Genomic DNA, 6797 nt, shown 5'->3' with positions numbered 1-6797 from the left:
CACTTTTTATTAACACCATCTACAATAGCCCTTCGGGCAATAAAAAAGAGCAATCCATCACGTCCTTGAAAGAACGTTTTTCCTTGCTCCGTTCCAAAAAACAGAGCTTGCCTTCAATCCAAATATCGGATTTGAAAGTTAGCTCTGTTTTTAATTATGCATATAAAGCTGCAACTTGTTTTTGAACAGCATCGTTTGAAAGATATTCATCGTAGTTAGTATCGGCACGGTCAACCAAGCCTTTATCAGAAATGGTGATAATGCGATTAGCGATGGTTTGAATGAATTGGTGGTCATGAGAACCGAATAACAATGATCCGGGGTAATCAATTAAGCCATCATTCAAAGCACTGATTGATTCCAAATCTAAATGGTTGGTAGGATCGTCCATTACCATCACATTAGCCTTTGAAAGCATTAGTTTTGAAAGCATACAACGCACTTTTTCGCCCCCAGAAAGGACGTTAACCATCTTGTTAACATCGTCTCCAGCAAAGAGCATCCGTCCTAAGAATCCACGTAAGAAGGTATTATCATCTTCGCCTTTTTCAGCGTATTGACGTAACCAATCAATAATTGAAATCTCACGAGAAAATTCAGCTGTCGTGTCTTTAGGTAGATAAGCTTGGGTGGTAGTGACTCCCCAAGTAATCGTGCCTGAATCTGGTGTTAAATCACCATTCAAGACGCGGAATAGTGCCGTCACGGCAATATCATCACTGGCCACAAAGGCAGTTTTATCATCTTTGTTTAGGCTAAAAGAAATATTGTCTAGAACTTTAGTTCCGTCAACTGAGACGCTTAAGTTTTCAACTTTTAATAAGTCATTGCCGACTTCACGCGCCTGAATAAACTTAATGTATGGATATTTACGTGATGATGGTTGGATGTCATCAAGGGTAATTTTATCTAACATTTTCTTACGAGAAGTTGCTTGTTTAGACTTAGAAGCATTCGCACTAAAACGAGCGATAAAGTCTTTTAATTCGGCAATTTGTTCCTCTTTTTTTGCGTTAGAGTCAGATTTTAATTTAGCAGCCAATTGGCTTGATTCTAACCAGAAGTCGTAGTTACCAACGTAAAGTTGGATTTTACCAAAGTCCAAGTCTGCCATATGGGTACAAACGTTATTGAGGAAGTGACGGTCATGGGAAACAACAATCACGGTATTTTCAAAATCAGCTAGGAAATCTTCTAGCCAGGCGATTGATTGAATATCTAAACCGTTGGTTGGTTCGTCTAAGAGTAAGACGTCAGGTTTGCCGAATAATGCTTGAGCGAGCAAAACCTTAACTTTTTGGGCTTCAGTTAATTCAGCCATCAATTTATTGTGTAATTCTTCGGGGATGTTTAAATTTTGCAATAAAGCGGCTGCTTCTGGTTCAGCTTCCCAGCCACCCATCTCGCCAAAGTCACCTTCAAGTTCGGCGGCACGAATACCGTCTTCATCAGTGAAGTCTTCCTTAGCGTAGAGTGCATTTTTTTCATTCATGATGTCATACAATTTTTTATGACCCATGATAACGGTGTCCATAACAGTTTTATCTTCAAAACCAAAGTGATTTTGGCTCAATTTAGTCATTCGTTCATTGGGATCTAGTGAAACGTTCCCGGTAGTTGGTTCGATTTCACCTGAAAGAACTTTTAAGAAAGTTGACTTTCCAGCACCGTTTGCACCAATTAAACCGTAACAGTTTCCGGGTGTAAATTTGATATTTACATCGCTAAATAGCTTACGATCGGAGAAGTGTAAGCTGACGTTATTTACAGTAATCAAGATATATCCTCGCTTTTCGTGTCCTAAATTCTCATCAACAGTCCATTATACTTGGATAATAAGAGACCTGCAACTAATTAAATACGAATTAAAGCGTACGTCGTCATAAAAACCACCGATGTCTGTCTGAAATGACAAGTATTGGTGGTTTAATTTGTGTTACAGATTGGCATCCATTTTGAAGGTTAATTTAGATAATTCCAGTCCGTGCATGATGAGTTGAGAAATTAATTTATTGGTTCGTTTAGCCATTTCGTCAGTCATCACTTTATTTTGACGAGTTAAGAATTCGTTCATATGGGTCTGGTCAAGTTTAGTAGCTGCATTAGTGACTTCACTGACAAACTTGTGTTGGAATTGACGAGCATCCTTAAGATAGTCCAAATCCATTTGAATGAATTGGCTATGGTGTGATTCAACTAACATTGAAAGCGTGCGGTACATCCAGTAGGCACTGTTACCCTTAATATCTAATTCCATTGGTGTATCAGTGTAGCTGATGTCATTAGCGCTAGAGTTACCAAAGAAAGGTACAAATGGTGCAAAGGATGGAATCCCTAAGCAAAGCCATAAAATTGTTGAAGCTGATTCAGGGACACCATTCAGGACCTGTAGCACGTGTGAATTTTGCGTTCTAGCTAATGAAATTGGACGATAACGTTGTTTATCAGCTTCAGAACCGTGGCCTAGTGGATCAAAATCTGTGCCATTATAATGACTGCTCAAAACCCGTTCAACATCTTCTAAAGTTAACTTAGTTTCAGCAGGTAAGATAAATGGTAAATCTAAATCTTCGGGTTCAAATTCTAAACTGGGACTCAATAGTTTGTGACCATACCATTGACGTGGGGTATTGTAATGTTGATCAAATTCAGTATAGGTTCCAAAAATGCGGCGGAAATTCCAATCGCTTAAATCCGGATTTAAATGATTGGCAACGACAAATTCTTGAATGCCATCAGACCACATGAAATTAGCCGAATCACTAAAATCAACTTGTTGAATTGCAATCCGGTTACCAGTGACCGCATATGAGTCATCTGGAATGCGTTGTGCCACCCAGTGATGACCAGTGACAATTTCCATGTACCAAACATCGTTTTTGTCGCTAAAAATGACGCCATTACCTTCAGGAGAACCATGTTCCGCAATCACTTCACCTAAACGCGTTACACCTTCACGAGCAGAATTGATAAAGGGCAACACCATTGCGACAATTGAATCTTCAGCCACGCCATTTTCAACTAAGGGGTCAGCGGCCAACACCCGTTCATTTGCATAAACGCTTTCAGTGGCACTCATTCCAACGTTGGCTTCGTTGAAACCATTTTCATCAAAGACCCCTTCATGTTCGACGTCGACGTTCGGAGTTGCTTGGTAACCATAACCAGTTTCTGGACGTTTGGCAGTAAAGCCATTTTGACCAGAAGTAATGTTCGATGGTTTGTTTTTAAAACCAGGATAAACCACAAATTTTTGTGGTGTTAGGGTCAAAAAAGTATCATCATTGCGCGCAGCCATTGTAGAGCCGTCGATTGAAGCCTTTTTACCTACTAAAACAGTCGTACAAGCACTTTCAAATTTCATATTAATATTCCTTTCAAATTGCGTCATCATTAAGTTTAACGCATTTAAATTACCAGTCAAATATCATTGACCCGGTATTGTTTGACCCGCCAGTCAATAGACGAATATAATTGGGTTAACAAATAGGAGAGGGTGACTTTTATGACTGAAACAGTTTTGGAAGTTAAAAATCTACAGAAAAATTTTGGTAAATTTCAAGCCTTAAAAGATGTGACTTTTAATGTTAATAAAGGAGAAGTTTTTGGCTTTATCGGGCCTAATGGGGCTGGTAAATCGACGACAATCCGGGCACTCCTCGGTATTTTAAAATCTAATGGCGGCAGTGCAACAATTTTTGGCCAGGATGTTTGGCAAGATGCTGTTACAATTCATGAACGTTTAGCTTATGTACCAGGTGATATTTATTTATGGCCTAATTTAACGGGTGGTCAAATCATTGATTTATTTTTAAAATTGAATGGCGAAAAGCATTCAAGTAAAACGGATGCGTTAATTAAAGAATTTGCGTTAGATGCGAATAAGAAAGCACGGACGTATTCTAAAGGTAATCGGCAAAAAGTGGCTTTAATTGCAGCTTTTTCAACGGATGCGGATTTTTATATCTTTGATGAACCGACCTCCGGATTGGATCCATTAAATGAGCGGATTTTTCAGAATCACGTGAAAGAATTGAAAAACGAAGGCAAAAGCATTTTACTTTCAAGCCATATTTTATCGGAAGTAGAAAAAATGTGTGACCGCATTGGCATTATTCGTGAGGGAAAAGTGATTGAAACGGGTAGTTTGGATGAACTTCGTCATTTAACCCGGACGATGATTACCGTCAAAACTAATGGAGCGTTGGATAGTGTAGCCAAGCTTGATGGAGTCCATGAATTTGTCGTTGATACCGCTGATCAGCAGAAGGCCACGTTTGCGGTCGATTCAGACAAGTTAGCCGGCGTGATGACGCAAATAGCTGCTCTTGGAGTGGTTTCATTACAAAGTGCGCCACCGACACTAGAAGATTTGTTCATGCATTATTATCATGAAGATTCAAAGGAGGCGTAGTCTTATGCGACGAACTTCCTTATTATTAAAAACCTATCTGCGCCGTGATTGGTTCAAATTTGTAGTTTGGGCATTATGTATTGTTGGCTTAGCTGCTGTGGCGGCAGGCAAATTTAATAGTTTGTATGAAACTGAGGCGGCCATGGCATCAATTATCGCGACCTTAAAAACGCCCGCAATGGTGTCAATGTTTGGCCCAATGACTGCGACAGCACCATACACAGTTGCCGTGATTTACGCGATGGAAATGATGGTCTTTATGGGCTTTTTCATGGCGATGATGAATATTTATTTTGCCGTCAAAAACACTCGTGGTGAAGAAGATTCCGGTGTGCTGGAATTGACACGTGCGCGTGCAGTCAGTCGCAATGCCCCATTAACCGCAGTGATTTCACAATTAGTGATTATCAACGTTGTGATGGGCGTCCTGTTAACCCTGGGCCTAGAAGTGTCGGGGATGAATGGTGTCACCATTGAAGGGAGTCTTTTATTTGGAATCAGTTTAGCAATCTTTGGCATGATGTTTGGTAGTTTTTCTTTGTTGATTGCTCAACTAACTGATAATTCGCGAGGTGCAACGATTGGCAGTTATGTCTTATTAGGTGGACTGTTTGTGTTACGGATGATTACCGATGTGCAAAATTCAGACACAACTTGGTGGACGATTTATGGTTGGATTGAAAAATTAAACATTTATGATCAAAATGATTGGTTCCCAGTGCTGCTCATGCTAGTGCTGACAGTGGTTGTTTGTACCGTCACAGTGATGCTCAATCGTACTCGTGATTTCGGGTCTGGGTTACTGGTTTTGAATCATCAACAAAAAAGTTCAAGTCGGCTAATTAATGGACCATTCAGTTTGTTATTAAGACTCGAAAGAATGCCACTGATTATTTGGACGTTAGGCATGTTTTGTTTAGGGGCCAGTTATGGTTCGATTTTTGGACAAGTTGGTGATTTATTAGCCACTAATCCGATGATGGCCAAAATCTTGGGAAGCCAAGGAACTGATAATGCTAATTTAGCTGTGGTGATGAGCTTTGCGGGGATGCTATCAGTTGTATTCGCTGTCGTTAGCACTATTCCAGCGTTGCAAATTATCTTTAAGATTAACCGCGATGAACGCAAGGGATGGCTAGAATTGATTCACGCTAATGCTGTCTCACGGTTGAAAGTCTATTTATCATATCTGGGCTTAGCTGTAATTATCTCGGGCATCTGTTTATTCGCTGCCATTTTGGGGATGTATGTCAGTGGTTCTGCGGCCGTGGATTATGATTTAGATTTTAGTAAGTTCTTACGTGGCTTTACAGCGTATTTCCCAGCTGTTTTGGCAGTGATGGGTGTTGGGACCTTTTTCGTTGGTTTAATGCCTAGACTGCAAAATATCGTCTGGTTTGTACCGATTTATGGATTTGTCTCAATTTACTTGGGCGCATTACTTGATTTTCCTAAATGGGCTAAGCAATTAACGCCATATGGCTGGTTTAGTAAAGTGCCTACTCATGCAGTACCGACGGAACCATTGTTGCTTTGTTTAGGAATCACGATTGTGCTGGGCATTATTGGCTTTATTACGTATCGAAATCGAGATTTGACGGTGAACTAAGATGGAATATCAACCAAAGGTACATCATACAATTAAAGACCCGAAGAAGATTGACCGCATCATGCAAAGTGCGTTAGAAAACTTTGCAGAATTTGGTTACCAGACGGCCAAAATGGAAAACATTGCTACTGATGCAGGAGTTTCTAAAGGAACGGTGTTTTATTATTTTGGCAGTAAAGCAGAATTACTGATTCAAGTTCTGACTAAAGCCATTGAGGTTTTAAATGATGCTGCTGATGTCAGTGTATGGAGCGAGGCACAATCATTAACGGAAATGGTGACCAGAGCGACCAGATATAAGTTTCAGCTCGAATTAGAATATCAAATGGAATTTAAAGTCTTGTTGAAAATTTATATTGGCATCGGTCATTTACCCAATGAATTACAGGCCACAATCACACATTTGATTGGTGGTTATACGGAAGTGAAAATTGAAAATTTGGTTGGTCCGATATTAGAACGAGAAAATTTCCGCCCAGAGCTCGACAAAACGATTGTGGTTGAAATGATGTTAGGAATTGTGAAACAAATCGAATTGGATTCACAACAATTGTTTGAAGAAAATGCAGATGCTACAATGGCAGACTTTGAGCCCATCATCGACAAAGTGATGCAATATATGGACGTACTTGAACATGGATATTTAGCCAAATAAAAAAAATGACTGATTCACCGGAGATATGATGGTGAGTCAGTCATTTTGGTTCTACAATATTTGGTACTGATAGAGATTCACTTTGTGAATTTATACTGGTGCCATTTTCTATTATCAAG

5 protein-coding genes are annotated in these 6797 nt (G+C 39.7%); 3 read left to right on the top strand and 2 right to left on the bottom strand.

The genetic code is table 11. The annotated features are described in order from the left end of the window. Positions 1 to 154: 154 nt before the first annotated feature. Together FFM59_RS09415 and FFM59_RS09410 are read right to left on the bottom strand one after the other, a co-directional pair. Entirely contained in the window at positions 155 to 1777 is a 1623-nt protein-coding gene (locus FFM59_RS09415) for an ABC-F family ATP-binding cassette domain-containing protein (protein WP_137602784.1), read from the bottom strand. Positions 1778 to 1936: 159 nt separating this feature from the next. After that, on the bottom strand, positions 1937 to 3364 hold the full coding sequence (locus FFM59_RS09410) for a C69 family dipeptidase (protein WP_137602783.1): 1428 nt from the start codon (positions 3362 to 3364) through the stop codon (positions 1937 to 1939). A 141-nt stretch (positions 3365 to 3505) separates the two neighbouring features. On the opposite strand from FFM59_RS09410, the gene FFM59_RS09405 reads away from it, so the two are divergent. Genes FFM59_RS09405 through FFM59_RS09395 form a run of 3 tightly spaced genes read left to right on the top strand, consistent with a single transcriptional unit; the run spans position 3506 to position 6678 of the window. Continuing rightward, entirely contained in the window at positions 3506 to 4414 is a 909-nt protein-coding gene (locus FFM59_RS09405; protein ID WP_137602782.1) for an ABC transporter ATP-binding protein, read from the top strand. A 4-nt stretch (positions 4415 to 4418) separates the two neighbouring features. After that, positions 4419 to 6023 (top strand): ABC transporter permease, encoded by a 1605-nt coding sequence (locus FFM59_RS09400; RefSeq protein ID WP_137602781.1) that lies wholly within the window; start codon positions 4419 to 4421, stop codon positions 6021 to 6023. 1 nt (position 6024) lies between these two features. Further along, positions 6025 to 6678 carry a TetR/AcrR family transcriptional regulator gene (locus tag FFM59_RS09395; protein ID WP_137602780.1) on the top strand — a complete coding sequence of 218 codons (654 nt, stop codon included), beginning with the start codon at positions 6025 to 6027 and terminating at the stop codon, positions 6676 to 6678. The last annotated feature ends 119 nt before the right edge of the window (positions 6679 to 6797 follow it).

This window comes from Paucilactobacillus nenjiangensis, from assembly GCF_005405445.1.
In the GTDB taxonomy this organism is placed as follows: Bacteria; Bacillota; Bacilli; order Lactobacillales; family Lactobacillaceae; genus Paucilactobacillus; species Paucilactobacillus nenjiangensis.
The sequence above is the reverse complement of the archived record's forward strand: the minus strand, read 5'-3'. Positions and strand labels throughout refer to the sequence as shown.

Coding starts and splice junctions, on each gene's coding strand:
- FFM59_RS09410 (WP_137602783.1), bottom strand. CDS start 3,364: ATGAAATTTGAAAGTGCTTGTACGACTGTTTTAGTAGGTAAAAAGGCT.
- FFM59_RS09405 (WP_137602782.1), top strand. CDS start 3,506: ATGACTGAAACAGTTTTGGAAGTTAAAAATCTACAGAAAAATTTTGGT.
- FFM59_RS09400 (WP_137602781.1), top strand. CDS start 4,419: ATGCGACGAACTTCCTTATTATTAAAAACCTATCTGCGCCGTGATTGG.
- FFM59_RS09395 (WP_137602780.1), top strand. CDS start 6,025: ATGGAATATCAACCAAAGGTACATCATACAATTAAAGACCCGAAGAAG.